This window comes from uncultured Psychroserpens sp. (assembly GCF_947494225.1).
GTDB lineage: Bacteria > Bacteroidota > Bacteroidia > Flavobacteriales > Flavobacteriaceae > Psychroserpens.
In genome coordinates this window covers 148,117-162,954 of sequence record NZ_CANLUG010000005.1, presented here as the reverse complement: position 1 = coordinate 162,954, position 14,838 = coordinate 148,117, and the positions used below count along the sequence as shown (strand labels likewise).

The 14,838-nt window shown below is 34.6% G+C and carries 14 protein-coding genes; 3 read left to right on the top strand and 11 right to left on the bottom strand.

Translation table 11 applies throughout. The features are described 5' to 3' along the window. Positions 1 to 88: 88 nt before the first annotated feature. From Q0893_RS12880 to Q0893_RS12835, 10 genes are all read right to left on the bottom strand, one after another. Complete coding sequence (locus Q0893_RS12880; protein WP_298903294.1) at positions 89 to 508, bottom strand: CBS domain-containing protein; 420 nt, start codon at positions 506 to 508, stop codon at positions 89 to 91. Between the two features lie 92 nt (positions 509 to 600). Next, the gene (locus tag Q0893_RS12875; protein ID WP_299276220.1) at positions 601 to 2,043 is read right to left on the bottom strand and encodes an aspartate aminotransferase family protein; all 1,443 of its coding nucleotides are present in this window, start codon (positions 2,041 to 2,043) and stop codon (positions 601 to 603) included. A gap of 20 nt (positions 2,044 to 2,063) precedes the next feature. Beyond that, positions 2,064 to 2,765 (bottom strand): sulfite exporter TauE/SafE family protein, encoded by a 702-nt coding sequence (locus tag Q0893_RS12870; protein ID WP_299276217.1) that lies wholly within the window; start codon positions 2,763 to 2,765, stop codon positions 2,064 to 2,066. Between the two features lie 10 nt (positions 2,766 to 2,775). Continuing rightward, complete coding sequence (locus Q0893_RS12865; protein WP_298903297.1) at positions 2,776 to 3,222, bottom strand: FixH family protein; 447 nt, start codon at positions 3,220 to 3,222, stop codon at positions 2,776 to 2,778. Between the two features lie 11 nt (positions 3,223 to 3,233). Then, positions 3,234 to 4,658 carry a cytochrome c oxidase accessory protein CcoG gene (gene ccoG, locus Q0893_RS12860; protein ID WP_298903298.1) on the bottom strand — a complete coding sequence of 475 codons (1,425 nt, stop codon included), beginning with the start codon at positions 4,656 to 4,658 and terminating at the stop codon, positions 3,234 to 3,236. A gap of 2 nt (positions 4,659 to 4,660) precedes the next feature. After that, positions 4,661 to 5,617 carry a cbb3-type cytochrome c oxidase N-terminal domain-containing protein gene (locus Q0893_RS12855; RefSeq protein WP_299276212.1) on the bottom strand — a complete coding sequence of 319 codons (957 nt, stop codon included), beginning with the start codon at positions 5,615 to 5,617 and terminating at the stop codon, positions 4,661 to 4,663. Next, positions 5,614 to 5,799, bottom strand: a complete 186-nt coding sequence (locus tag Q0893_RS12850; RefSeq protein ID WP_298903300.1) for a CcoQ/FixQ family Cbb3-type cytochrome c oxidase assembly chaperone — start codon at positions 5,797 to 5,799, stop codon at positions 5,614 to 5,616. The genes Q0893_RS12855 and Q0893_RS12850 overlap by 4 nt, the downstream gene beginning before the upstream one ends. 3 nt (positions 5,800 to 5,802) lie before the next feature. Beyond that, on the bottom strand, positions 5,803 to 8,007 hold the full coding sequence (gene ccoN / locus Q0893_RS12845) for a cytochrome-c oxidase, cbb3-type subunit I (RefSeq protein WP_298903301.1): 2,205 nt from the start codon (positions 8,005 to 8,007) through the stop codon (positions 5,803 to 5,805). 10 nt (positions 8,008 to 8,017) lie between these two features. Continuing rightward, a complete protein-coding gene (ccoS, locus tag Q0893_RS12840; protein WP_298903302.1) occupies positions 8,018 to 8,203 on the bottom strand; it encodes a cbb3-type cytochrome oxidase assembly protein CcoS in 186 nt (61 codons plus the stop codon). Between the two features lie 87 nt (positions 8,204 to 8,290). Beyond that, the gene (locus Q0893_RS12835; RefSeq protein ID WP_299276207.1) at positions 8,291 to 10,690 is read right to left on the bottom strand and encodes a heavy metal translocating P-type ATPase metal-binding domain-containing protein; all 2,400 of its coding nucleotides are present in this window, start codon (positions 10,688 to 10,690) and stop codon (positions 8,291 to 8,293) included. 106 nt (positions 10,691 to 10,796) lie between these two features. Between Q0893_RS12835 and Q0893_RS12830 the strand changes: the two genes are divergently transcribed. From Q0893_RS12830 to Q0893_RS12820, 3 genes are read left to right on the top strand one after another with little or no spacing between them, the layout of a single operon-like run. Further along, positions 10,797 to 11,474, top strand: a complete 678-nt coding sequence (locus Q0893_RS12830) for a Crp/Fnr family transcriptional regulator (protein ID WP_298903304.1) — start codon at positions 10,797 to 10,799, stop codon at positions 11,472 to 11,474. Positions 11,475 to 11,528: 54 nt separating this feature from the next. Beyond that, the gene (locus tag Q0893_RS12825) at positions 11,529 to 12,656 is read left to right on the top strand and encodes a VWA domain-containing protein (protein ID WP_298903306.1); all 1,128 of its coding nucleotides are present in this window, start codon (positions 11,529 to 11,531) and stop codon (positions 12,654 to 12,656) included. A gap of 5 nt (positions 12,657 to 12,661) precedes the next feature. Further along, entirely contained in the window at positions 12,662 to 14,128 is a 1,467-nt protein-coding gene (locus tag Q0893_RS12820; RefSeq protein ID WP_299276202.1) for a sigma 54-interacting transcriptional regulator, read from the top strand. On the opposite strand, the gene Q0893_RS12815 is transcribed toward Q0893_RS12820, so the two are convergent. Next, positions 14,129 to 14,692, bottom strand: a complete 564-nt coding sequence (locus Q0893_RS12815) for a YdeI family protein (protein WP_298903309.1) — start codon at positions 14,690 to 14,692, stop codon at positions 14,129 to 14,131. Positions 14,693 to 14,838 lie beyond the last annotated feature (146 nt).

The window sequence follows — 14,838 nt, the reverse complement described above, 5'->3', positions numbered from 1 at the left end:
TTATTAGTTTCTATTATGAAATTACAAAATAAATCCTGAAAGATTACTTAATGAACCTTTCAGGATTTAAGGTTTTAATGATGACACATTAAAACTGATCAATCAAGAAATTTATTAAATCTGTAGTAGTAACAATACCAACCAACTTATTATTATCTACTACGGGTAAAGCATGAAATTCTCTTTTAGCCAATATCTCGGCCACTTCTTTTATGGTAGAGTGGGAGTTAACACTAACCAAATTTTTAGCCATTACTTGTTCTAAGGTAAACATGTTATAGACTACGGTGTCTACATCTTGTTCTTCTGCGTCTATTGCATCTGCAAAACTGATTCTTAATAAATCTGTATAACTAAGCATTCCTATAATTTGTTCGCCACTTATTACTGGGATGTGTCGGATATTATTTTTTTTAAACAATGATTCGGCGGTTTCCAGATTATCGCTGAGATTTAAGGCGATAATATCTTTGGTCATAATTGTTGAAATGGGTGTTCTTTTTTTCATAATCTTAGGTTTTTAATTCTATATTAAAGTTACCATAAGATGGACTGAAATTATATGATAAATATCAGTTTGAATGAAATAATTCTTAAGATTTAAACCAAAAGATCCTTTGCAAAAGACTCACATAAGGTTAAGGTTTCTTTGACATCCTTAAGTGTTGTTCTTGGGTTTATTAAACACATTCTCAAAACAATTTGACCTTGTAAAACAGTTGTTACCAAAAGTGCTTCTCTAGAGGCTAATACTTTTTGAGATATTTCCTGATTAATCTGATCTAATTTTTTTTCTGAAAACGACTTTTTAATAGAGTTATATCTAAAATTTATTACAGCTAATGTAGCTGGAGATATCACTTCCCAATTAGGGCTTTTTCTTAAGTGACTCTCAGTGAGTTCGGCTAAATTAATTGAATAAGTTATTGCATTTCTAAAGGCATCAAGACCAAATGTTTTCATTGACATATAGAATTTCAATGCCCTAAATCGTCTTGTTAGTTGAATACCATGGTCATAAAAATTTATTTCGGAAGTATTACCTTCAACATCTCTAAGGTATTCAGGTTTTTCGCTAAACGTATTGCTAAGCCATTTGTGATTACGTATGAGGAGGCAACCCATTTCATAAGGCTGAAACAACCATTTGTGAGGATCAATGGTGAGTGAGTTTGCTTTTTCTATGCCTTTTAATGCTTGCTTTCCTTTTTGAGATAACATAGCCGCACCACCGTAAGCGCCATCAATATGAAACCATAGTTTTTCGGTTTTGCAAATGGCTGCTATAGCGTCTAATGGATCAATACTTCCTGTATTAGTTGTTCCGGCCGAAGCAATAATACAGAAAGGTTGAAATCCTTCTAGTCTGTCTTTTGCAATGGCGTTTTTTAATTTATTAATTGCCATTTTAAATTCTAAATCTGTCGGAATAATTCTAACCTGTTCTTTTTTAAAACCAAGTACTCTTATTGCTTTTATATTAGAAGAATGCGCCTGATCGGACATATAAATAACGGCCTTAGAAAAATCGTCTCCACAATGTTGTCTTCTAGCGGTTACCAGAGCTGTTAAATTAGCCATTGAACCACCACTTGTAAATATACCACCACCCTTTTTAGTTGGAAATTTAAATAATTTTAGTAGCCAATTCATGGTGATTATTTCAATTTCTGCAGCTGCAGGAGAAGCTACCCATCCTCCCGAAAAAATATTGAACCCTGTTGCGAGTGTATCGGCCATTACACTAACGAAGTTACTAGGCCCAGGTACAAAAGAATATGATTTAGGATGAGATACAATATTACTGTTAGGCAAAATTTTTGTGGTCACAATATCTAAGATATCCTGATAATGTGTTTCTTTTTCTGGGATGTCACTATTAAAAAGTAGGTCCATTTCTTTTCTAGATGCATAGGCTACTGGTTTTTTTAAATGTTCTGTATCAAAATGTTCCACGATGGCATCAATAACTTGATAACCATAACGTTTCATATCATCTTTGGATAATTGTAATGTATTGGTTTTAACCTGAGATTTAGACATAGTTTGTTTTTAAAGTAATCTTAATGGCAATCTATGGCACTAGAGGCCATTTCAACAATAGGAGCCGGAGATAGAAAAGGAATTCCTAATCCCATACCGCGAACAATAAACAATAATCCCATAAAGATAACAAAAATTGGAACGGCTTTTTGAATGCGTTGTTTGACTGTCGAGTTAAGGAATTTACCAATATAAATAGCACTTGTCATTAGAGGTATTGTCCCTAATCCAAATAATACCATATAGAAACTACTATGTAAGGCATTCTGAGTTGAAAGAGAAGCTATAACGGCCATGTAGACTAATCCACAAGGTAGAAACCCATTTAAAAACCCAATTGTAAGAAAGGTGTCTGGTGTTTTTTTCTTTAAGGCTTGACCTAGAGACGATTTGACTTTTGAGATTAATAGAAATATAGGTTTGGAAGCATTATATCTATTAAAGGTTCTTGCAGGAATAAGCACGATAACAATCATTAATGCTCCAATTAGTATTGATAATTGTTGTTGTATGCCGAAAAGGTATAAACCTTTTCCAACAAGTCCAAAAGCCAAACCAATAAGACTGTAAGCAAGAAGTCTTCCAAAATGATAGATAAGAATTTGAAGTGCCTTTTTTGCAGAATTGCTTCTGTCTACTGGTAACATAAAGGCAATAGGGCCGCACATACCTATACAGTGGAAACTACCTAAAAGACCAAATATGACTGCAGACCAAAGCATAATTTATATGTTAGTAAACGATCTCTTTTTTGTAGAGATATGATTTTCCTCTATATTGCCAATCTACTTTAATGTTCCAGCGACCATCTAACAAACGTTTGTCAGGTATGAGCAAATTGTGATTAGACAATGAAATTGCAGTTTCAAAGTCTACATGTTCATTAGATGGTCTATATAGGAACACTTTTCCAGTGATTTGATTAATATCCATAGATTTTGGAAAACAAATTTCTAATCCTTGTTCTGTTCGTTTCCAAAAGATGTTTGTTTCTAAATTTTTGGCATTAGTCTCTTTGTCAATATCATTTTGATATTCTAGTTCTGCTTTGTAGTAATCCTCGGTTACTAGTGAGGTATTATACTTTTTAGATGTATTCATATTAATTACAAAATACATGATGAAGCTAATAAAGCCAATGAAGGCTAATACGATTCCTGTTCCCCAATTTAATTTCATAATACTAAGTTTTAGTTATAAGTTCTTGGACCTGAAAAACTAACAGTTGTGGTTTCTATAATTTGATTTTCACTATACACTTCAATCATAATTTTAATCGTTTCATCGGTGAGTTCACGCTTATTAATTTCTATAAATAATGTGCCTTCAGCCAGTCCTTGTGCAGGAATTTCGAACGTTTCAGATGTTGAAACTGGTTTTATTTCGCCTATATGCTTACGCAATTTAAACCTCACATTACGTATTGTGTCTGTTGTTTTATTTATTAATTTATAGGTGTATACATTGCTAACAATTTGATTTTCTTTTAATTGATAGGTTTGTCCTGGGAGCTTCAAAATTTTGGCTTCAACTTCATTTCTCAATAGAAGTAATCCAGAGAGAATTCCAATTAAAATAATAAGGACGGCAGTATAACCTTTAAGGCGAGGCGTGAACTTGAAAGTTTTTTTCTTTTCAATATTATCTTCGCTGGCGTATCTAATTAAACCTTTAGGTAAATTGATACTGTCCATTATATGGTCGCATTCGTCAATACAAGCAGTACAGTTAACACATTCTAGTTGTGTGCCATTTCTGATATCAATTCCTGTTGGACATACATGCACGCATTGTAAACAGTCGATGCAGTCGCCATGACCTAGTTCTTGCCTATTTTCATTCTTCCTAAATTTCTTACGACCACTTTCACCTTCACCGCGTTTATGATCGTAGGCAACAACTATAGATTTATTATCAAGCAGAACACCTTGCAATCTGCCATACGGACAAGCGATAATGCAAACTTGTTCTCTAAACCAAGCGAAGACAAAATAGAATACTCCTGTGAAAATAATTAATGGAAATAAGGTACTCAAGTGTTCAAATGGCCCATCTACTACGTATCTAATAAGTTTATCGCTACCTATAACATAGGCTAGGAATACATTGGCGATTAGGAATGAAATAATCAAAAAAACCAACCATTTGATTAGACGTTTTTTGATTTTTTCGGTATTCCATTTTTGTCTATCCAACTTTCGTTGTTTATTTCTGTCACCTTCAATCCAATATTCTATTCTACGGAAAACCATTTCCATAAAAATGGTCTGCGGGCAAACCCACCCGCAAAAAATTCGCCCAAACCCAACGGTAAATAGTGTTACAAATACAACACCAATAAGCATTGAAATTACAAATAAATAAAAGTCTTGAGGCCAAAACGGAAAACCAAAAATATTAAATCGACGCTCTAAAACGTTAAACAGTAAGAATTGATTACCATTAACTTTTATGAAAGGTGCTGCGAACAAAAAAGCTAAAAGTAGATAGCTAACGATCTTCCGTTTTTCGTAATAGCGTCCGCTTGGTTTTTTTGGATACACCCAAGCACGTTTCCCCTCATCGGTAACAGTACCAATAGAATCTCTAAATGTCTCGTTTTCGGGTGTTTCCATAACTATTGTTCTATTGTACTAATAGAATCTGTTTCTTTTTCAATTATTTTGGTTTCTAGGTTTGATTCTTCTTCGGAAGATGTTTCATTATCCCATATTTCACCATCTGGAGCTTTTGGCTCAGCAGGAGTTGTCCCTTGGAATTGAAGAAGATAACTAGATACTTGAGCAATTTCCGCAGGACTTAAACTTTGGTTCCATGCAATCATACCTTTACCATCACGACCGCCTTCAGAAACAGTTTTAAATACATTGTTGATGCCGCCACCTAGTATCCAATATTTGTCGGTTAGGTTTGGGCCAATTCCACCGCCACCATCTGCTGCGTGACAGGCTACACAGTTGGTTTCAAAAATTTTCTTTCCGTTTGCCAAATCTGACGCTTCTGTCAATACTGTTACAGTATTAAAATCAACCAAGTTTTTTGCGTTCTTTTTGTATTCTTCGAGTTCAATCTTTGCTTGTGCAATATTAGCTTCAAGTTCTTGATATTGATCGGCACCATTAAAGATGTGATACTTTGCCATATATACAAATCCGAAAATAATGGATGCATAAAAGCCATAGAGCCACCAAGGTGGTAAATCGTTATCTAATTCTTTAATACCATCATAGTTGTGATCTAATATGATATCATGTTCTTCTTCAATTGGTTTTTGTCCTAAGGATTTTTTATAGAGTTTTTTAATCCAAGCAATAAATTTCGGTGGAGCAGATCTCTTAGCGTCATATCTTAATTTGGCTTCTGCATCCAAGCTCTGATATAAAACATTGTCTAAAGAACTCACAATACCTTCTATAGCGACTAACACAAGTAAAACCAATACTAAGAAGAGTGATATTAATGGTTCGGCTATAAAGGCCGGTTCATCGCCAGAATCTATGACATATTCTGTAAGTGCAAAAATGGTAAAAAATACAACTGGTATTCTTATCCAAGAAGGGATGTGATGTCTCATAGTTCTGATGGGTTTTGGTTATCTAACGGAATGTTACTCACTCTTGTGATATAGTCTTTTTTTGCAGTAATTACCCACCAAAATAAGATGACAAAAAAACTGAAAAATATGACTAAGGAGATCAAAGGATAGATTTCTATTCCAGTGATGCTTTCCATATGGTTTTTTACAAATTTTAGCATGATCTATTTGTTTTCTGTAGTTTTTGATTCGTCTAAGTCGGAAACCTTTATATCTGTTCCTAATCGTTGCAGATAGGCGATAACAGCAATAATTTCACGGTTTTTCATTTCAATATAAGTTTCACCTTTGGCTAATGCTTCTTTTTTACCTTCAATAAATGATGAGGCTAAATCTGGATCTTCTTTGAGGTTTTCAACAATTCCTTCGGCTTGAGTTTCCATATGCTGTAAGGCATTATTAATCTCTTCATCTGTATATGGCACTCCTAATTTCACCATAGCTTTCATTTTAGATTCCGTTAAAGATTTATCCAATCCGTTTCTTATGAGCCATTGGTATGCTGGCATAATAGAACCTGGAGAAATATCCTGCGGATCATACATGTGTTTAAAGTGCCATGAGTCTGTATACTTTTTACCGATACGATGAAGATCAGGTCCAGTACGTTTACTTCCCCAAAGGAAAGGATGATCATAAACGAACTCTCCTGCTTTCGAGTATTCTCCATAACGAGCAACTTCATTTCTAAATGGTCTTACCATTTGTGAGTGACAACCAACACAACCTTCTCTAATGTAAATGTCTCTACCTTCGAGTTCTAAAGGTGTATATGGTTTTACGCTGGTTATTGTTGGAATGTTGGACTTAACCAATAAGGTTGGAACGATTTGTACGATACCACCAATTAAGATAGCGATTGTAGCAAAAATGGTAAGTTTTATAGGTTTACGTTCTAACCATGTATGCCATCCTTCTCCAGCTACACGCTTTTTAGAAACACGTTTGAGTGCAGCTGCTTCTGCCAATTCATCATTTACTTTACTACCATTTTTTATAGTGATTACAACATTTACAATCATGATGATCATTCCAGTTATAAACAATGTGCCTCCAATAGCTCGCATCCAATACATTGGCATAATTGCCGTAACAGTTTCTAAGAAATTACCATACTCTAATCGGCCGTCTGGACTAAATTGTTTCCACATGGCCCATTGCTGAAAACCAGCTACGTACATAGGTAGAGCGTAGAAAATTATACCTAGAGTGCCTATCCAAAAATGTAAATTAGCTAATGCTAACGAATGAAGTTTTGTTTTAAATAGCTTCGGAACTAAAAAGTAAATCATTCCAAAGGTTAGAAACCCATTCCATGCTAGAGCGCCAACGTGAACGTGTGCAATAATCCAATCCGTAAAGTGTGCCATAGCATTCATACTTTTAAGGGATAGCATTGGACCTTCAAATGTTGCCATACCATAGCCTGTAATAGCAACAACCATAAATTTCAACACAGGATCAGTTCGCACTTTATCCCAAGCACCACGAAGTGTTAGGAGCCCATTAATCATCCCTCCCCACGATGGCATTAATAGCATTACTGAAAATGCTACACCGAGATTTTGAGCCCATCCAGGAAGTGAGGTATATAGTAAGTGGTGAGGTCCAGCCCAAATGTAAATAAAGATAAGTGACCAGAAATGGACTATTGATAATCGATAGGAATATATTGGTCTATTAGCAGCTTTAGGTACAAAATAATACATCAACCCTAAAAATGGAGTTGTTAAGAAAAAAGCAACTGCATTATGACCATACCACCATTGTACTAAAGCATCTTGAACACCAGCGTAAACCGAGTAACTTTTAAGTCCGCTCACTGGTAATTCTAAACTATTAAATATATGAAGTACGGCAACGGTAACAAATGTAGCGAGGTAAAACCAAATGGCTACATATAGATGGCGCTGTCTTCTTTTAAGAATGGTACCAATTAAGTTCCAACCAAAAACGACCCAAATAACAGCAATAGCAATATCAAAAGGCCATTCTAATTCGGCATATTCTTTGGAAGTTGTATAGCCTAAGGGCAATGTGATTGCTGCGCCAACAATGATGAGTTGCCAGCCCCAAAAATTAATTTTACTCAAGGTGTCGTTAAACATTCTTGCTTTTAATAAACGCTGTGTTGAATAATAAACACCAGCAAAAATGGCGTTTCCAACAAAAGCAAAAATCACAGCATTTGTATGTAATGGCCTTAATCTTCCAAAACTTAACCAAGAAATACCGTCGGTCATATTTGGGAATAGAAACATAAATGCTAATAGTAATCCTATTAACATTCCTACAACTCCCCAAAGCATGGTTGCGTAGAGGAAATTTTTAACGATTTTGTTATCGTAATGAAACTGTTGAACTTCCATAATAATTTAATTAGTCTTTTTTTGTTTTAACAGATGGTTTTGGTTGCTCTTTTATAAGTTCGTCTTCAAAAAGCATTCTAACGGAAGGCGTATAGCTGTCATCAAACTGTCCTTTTTTTACTGCAGTTATAAATGCAATAAAAAACACAAGAGCAACAACAATGCTGATACTTAGCAAAATATATATAACACTCATACCTATTAGAAGTTATGGTTCAAAATTACATTCGAATGGAGTCTTAAAACATGACTTATATCATGTTTGAGAAATAATTTTCCGTTTTTATTTATGCTCATTGTTTTTGTTGTTTTTCTTTATTTTTTGCCCCAAGATATTGGTTGCGATTGTTGTAAATATCACGATGCTGATAGAGCTTAATGGCATTAAGATTGCCGCTATCACAGGTGCCAATTGTCCAGTTACGGCAAAATAAAGCCCTATAATATTGTATATAAATGAGAGCGCAAAGCTCCATTTGATAATTGTTATAGCACTTTTTGATGCGTTGATAAATGCATGCAGTTTATTAAATTTCGAGGCATCTAAAATAGCGTCGCATGCAGGAGAGAAAACGTTTACGTTTTCTGATAGCGCAATACCAACGTTACTTTGAGCTAAGGCTCCTGCATCGTTCAGACCGTCGCCAACCATTAGCACTTTTGCACCTTCAGATTGATGGTATTTAATATATTCTAGTTTGTTGTCAGGGTTTTGATTAAAAATTAATTTGGTATTTGATGGTAATAGCTTTTTAAGGTTTTCTAGTTCACCTGCATTATCGCCAGAAAGAATAACTAGGTCATACTGCTTTTTAAGACTGTTAAATAGTTTAGATAGTCCTTTCCTATAGCTGTTGAAAAATGTAAATTTCCCCTTATAATGATTGTTTGTGCTCACATGTACAGTTGTGTTTAAAAGAGGAGTTTCCTTAGTGCCAACAAAACTTGCCGATCCTATTTTTATATGATTTTTATCGTAGGTAGCTTCAATACCTTTACCTAGATGTTCTTCAAAATGATTAAGTGAAATAATACTGTGTTCATCTAAGATGTCGTAGAGGGTTCTACTCAAGGGATGATTAGAGCCGCGAAGTGTATTTTTTAATAATTGTTCTTCGGAAAAAGAAAGTACTTCACCATCATAATTTGCGGTACTTTTTTTATGAGAGGTAATCGTGCCAGTCTTATCAAAAATGATGGTATTTATATGTGCAAGTTGCTCAATAACGGATGCGTTTTTGACGTAAAATTTCAGCTTACCGAAAATGCGTAGCAAATTTCCGAAAGTAAAAGGAGCAGATAGAGCAATAGCACACGGGCAAGCAATAATCAAGACTGCCGTGAATACATTCATGGCTTTAGATGCATCTGTTATAAGCCAAAACAGAGTTGCGATTATGGCAATACTAAGTACAGCTATAGTAAATCGCTTACTTATGGCATTGGTTAGCGTTGTAAAGCCGTCTTCCTTATTTTTGTTAAATACATCATTGCTCCATAATTGGGTAAGGTAGCTTTGCTCAACCGATTTTAAAGCTTCCATTTCAATAACACCAGAGGTTTGTTTACCACCCGCAAAGAGTTTATCGCCAGATAATTTACTAACCGTTTCAGACTCACCTGTAACGAAACTATAATCAATTCTTGCTTTCCCATTAATGAGAATGCCATCAACAGGAATGAGTTCTTCATTTCTTATAAGCAGACGGTCTCCTTTTTTTATGTCATAGACTTGAATAGGGGATTCGTTGCCATTTGAGTGCAATTTGGTAATAGCAATTGGAAAATAAGATTTATAATCACGTTCAAATGATAAGAATGTGTAAGTTTTTTGCTGGAAGAATTTTCCAAGTAGTAAAAAGAACACAAGACCAGTAAGACTATCAAAAAAACCAGACCCCAAATCAAATATAACTTCTGCTGTGCTTCTAATAAACAAAACGGCAATTCCCAAAGCTATTGGGACATCAATATTTAAAAGTTTAGAACGTAAACCTTTATAGGCTGATATAAAATAGTCACTACCAGCATAAAAAACCACAGGTATTGAAAAGACCAACATAAGCCAACGAAATAAATGTTTGTACTGCTCTAACCAGAATTCACCTACTTCAAAGTATTCTGGAAAGGATAAGAACATCACATTTCCGAAGGCAAACCCTGCAATACCTAACTTGTATATGAGACTTCTATTGACATTTTGTTGACCCGTTTTGAAGTCATCAAGAGAAATGTAAGGCTCGTAGCCAATTGTAGCCAGAAGTAAAACAATAGCTTTAAGAGTTACTTTTTTAAGATTATAAGTCACTCTCACCGTTTTCTTCCCAAAATTGACTTGAGAAGACGTAACATTCTCATTTAATTTGTTGAGGTTTTCTAAAATCCAGATACAAGAACTGCAGTGAATATGTGGGATGTAAAGCGTTACAATTTGTATGTTATCATCATTAAACTCTGTAAGTTTTTCTATTATATTTTCTTGAGATAGAAAGTCATATTTACCTTGTATATCTATTGAAGGACTACCAGGAGCGTTTTGCAAATCATAATAACATGTAAGGTCGTTCTCCGAGAAAATCTCGTAAACAGTTTTACATCCATTGCAACAGAAGTTTTTTTTGTTGAAAGAAATAACAGATGAATCACAATCATCACCACAGTGGAAACAAGATAACTTGTCCATAATATTTGCTCATTTATACCTGGTACAAAGGTTGAAAATGAAAGACGTTTAAAATATGATATTTGTCATGTTTTGATTAATTTTACAATCCGATTAAAAATCGATTATGAGTAAGTGTGAACAATGCATCATTAGACAATTTAATTCGCTTAAGGCGTTAACAAGAGAAGAGTTAGTGCGTATATCTGGATGTAAAACTTCTAAAACGATAAAGAAAGGGGAGATTATTTTTGAGGAAGGCGATACCGTTAATGGCGTGTTTTGTGTTAAAGATGGTGTTTGTAAGTTGTCTAAGCTGAGCTCTAACGGAAAGGACCAAATTGTAAAATTGGTCGTTAAGGGAGACTTGTTAGGTCAACGATCTTTAATAGGAGAGGAGTCGGCAAATTTGAGCGCTGTGGCGCTTAATGATATGGAAGTGTGTTTTATTCCGAAGCGTGAAATCATGAACGATCTTTTAAAAAATCCTAAGTTTTCTATGGATATGTTGCAGCAAATGGCTCACGATTTAAAAGATTCTGATAATGTGATTGTTGATATGGCTCAAAAATCTGTTAAGAATAGATTAGCCGATGTCCTAATATATTTAAACGACCATTTTGGAGTTGATGACAATGGCTTTTTAGCGATTAATTTATCGAGAGAGGATTATGCCAACATTGTTGGAACAGCAACAGAATCTGCTATTCGAATTTTATCTCAATTCAAAAAAGAAGGTTTTATTTCTACTCAAGGAAAACAAATTAAAATCGAAAATCTTCAAAAACTAAAACACGTCGAGTAGTTTTATAAAAACTTTATTACAATTACACCGTAATAGTTGTATTTTTATACTGCTATGAAACAGGGAACTCATTTCAAAAAAGGCTTCGTTTTTAAATCTTATGAAGCACCAAACCAGTCTCCATTTGAAAAACTTTTTGAAATTTTCAAAGAGTTAATTACGCACACATCAGGAGATTTTGATGAGGCTATTTCATGGCTTCGCGAATTGGACAAGGAATATGAACTAACAACTGCGGCATATACAATTGACGATTTTATTGAAGACCTAAAGAAGAAAGGTTATATCAAAGAAGATATCGATCCAGATGGTAATGGAGGTATCGCTATTACCGCCAAAACCGAGCGTGCTATTAGGCAGCAGGCCTTAGATCATATTTTTGGAAAAATAAAACGTAGCGGACAAGGAAATCATAAGAGTAAAAGCCCTGGTATTGGAGATGAACATACTGGTGATTTTAGAAGTTATCAATTCGGTGATGCCTTAGATAAAGTGTCAATGACAGAAAGTTTACGAAATGCTCAAATTAATCATGGGATTGGTAATTTCAGTATCACAGAAGATGATCTTATTGTAGAAGAAACACTTCATAAATCTCAAATGAGTACAGTCTTAATGATAGATATTAGTCATAGTATGATTCTATATGGTGAAGATCGCATTACACCTGCAAAGCGCGTAGCTATGGCTCTGGCAGAGCTGATTACTACACGTTATCCCAAGGATACTCTAGATATTTTAGTTTTTGGAAATGATGCATGGCAAATAGAGATAAAAGATTTGCCATATCTTAAAGTTGGACCTTATCATACTAATACAGTTGCAGGCCTTCAACTTGCCATGGATTTGTTGAGACGGAAACGAAATACCAACAAACAAATTTTTATGATTACCGATGGAAAACCAAGTTGTTTGAGGCTTCCAGATGGACAATATTACAAAGATAGTAACGGGCTTAACCCTTATATAACCAATAAATGCTATGCTATGGCGCAACAGGCTAGAAAGTTGCACATTCCAATAACTACTTTTATGATTGCTCAAGACCGTTACTTAATGCAGTTTGTTCAAGAATTCACAAGAGCTAATCAAGGAAAAGCATTTTATACAGGATTGAAAGGCTTGGGAGAGATGATTTTTGAAGACTATGAAACAAATCGAAAGAAAAGAATAAGAGGATAGAATTTATGAAAATTGAAGCGATAAAAACTTTAGGAGAATTAAAAAAAGCAGGTTACAAGGCAAAATCAATAAAGGATGAATTACGAAATAATTTAATTGATAAAATTAAAAGTAATGAGACTGTCTTTGATGGAGTACATGGCTATGAAAACACAGTAGTGCCAGAGTTAGAACGTGCTATTTTATCGAGACACAATATTAATTTGTTAGGTCTTCGTGGGCAAGCAAAAACACGTTTAGCTCGTTTGATGCTCAACCTGTTAGATGAATACATTCCCTATGTAGACGGTTCTGAAATCAATGATGATCCTTTTCATCCTATTTCGCGTTTTGCCATTGAGTTGATTTCTGAAAAAGGAGATAATACACCAATTGCATGGTTGCACAGAAGTGATCGTTTTGCAGAAAAATTAGCAACACCAGATGTAACTGTAGCAGATATTATTGGGGATGTAGACCCTATAAAAGCAGCAAATTTAAAATTGAGCTATGCTGATGATCGGGTTATTCATTATGGTATGATTCCAAGAGCTAACCGTTGCATTTTTGTTATTAATGAATTACCCGATTTACAGGCTAGAATTCAAGTGGCTTTATTTAATATTTTGCAAGAAGGAGATATTCAAATAAGAGGGTTTAAATTAAGATTACCTCTTGATGTTCAATTTGTATTTACTGCTAACCCAGAAGATTATACTAATAGAGGTAGTATTGTAACGCCTTTGAAGGACCGAATTGGGAGTCAGATTCTCACACATTATCCAATGGACATAGAGACTGCACGATTAATTACAGAGCAGGAAGCTAAGTTAGTTGAAAGTCAAAAAAATGCTGTTATGGTTCCAGATTTGGCAAGAGATTTACTTGAGCAGATTGTATTTGAAGCGAGGGAAAGTGAATATATCGATGCTAAAAGTGGTGTGAGTGCGCGTTTGAGTATTACAGCTCTTGAGAATTTACTGAGCACTGCAGAACGTCGTGCTCTTAAAGCTGGAGATCGCACAACAATGTTACGTCTTAGTGATTTTGTTGGTATTATTCCGTCAATAACTGGTAAAGTCGAATTGGTATACGAAGGAGAGCAAGAAGGTGCGGCTATGGTGGCCTATAATCTCATTGGAGAAGCTGTAAAACGTTTATTTTCGGAGTTTTTTCCGAAGATAGAAAAACTAAAAAAAGAAGATGAAGAGACACCTTATGATACCATTGTATCATGGTTTTTTAATCAGCAAGATGGATTTGAAATTTTAGATGATCTTAGAGACAAAGAATATAGAGCCTTGTTGGATGGGATTTCTCCTTTAGATGATTTACTTGGACAGTATCAACCTAAACTAAGAAAAGAAGACAGTTACTTTGTTAAAGAATTTGTGCTTTGGGCTTTAGTAGAGTTTAAATTACTGAGTAAATATCGTTTTACTGAAGGTATCCAATTTAAGGATCCTTATGGGAGCTATATTAGGGGGATATAATTACCATGTATCCCTACTTTTAATATTGGCTTCACATAGTTTTATGATTTCGGCAATTCGCTTTTGTCTGGTGGCTTCACGTTTGGCCTGATTTAGCCAGTATAGATAGCCTTTTTTGTATGAACGTGCAAAGTTTTGATAGTTTTCAAAAGCCTTAGGATGTTTATCGAATGCCAATTGTAATTCCTGAGGAATAATGCCTTGCTCAACAGCATCAAGGGCTGTCCAGCTTCCATTTTTTTTAGCTTTTTCTATAACATTCCATCCGCTTTGATGTATGAGATTATTTGCAGAGAGTTCTATAATGTATTTTTTGTTTAACCCACTCCAAACACTTTTTGGTTTTCTCGGACAAAAATATTGTTTACGTTTACCATTACCAAGACTCTTCACTGTGGAGTCTATCCAACCATAACATAAAGCAACTTTAACAGCCTCTTCCCATCGCATCGATTTTTGTGCGTTTTCAACCTTGTAAAATATCAAATAAATACCATCTTCAATATGATGATTTTTGTGGAGCCAATGTCTCCATTCTATGTCGGTTTTAAAGTAATATTCCATAAAAAGCACTGTTTAACGGTAAAATAATCCGATTAAATGATGTAAAATACTGGTTTTATACGATTTACAACTTTTTTTTTTTTAAATAAAGCCAGTATTTAAGCGGTTTTTTTAACATTTTAGTGTATTTCGTCGAATTTTGCATA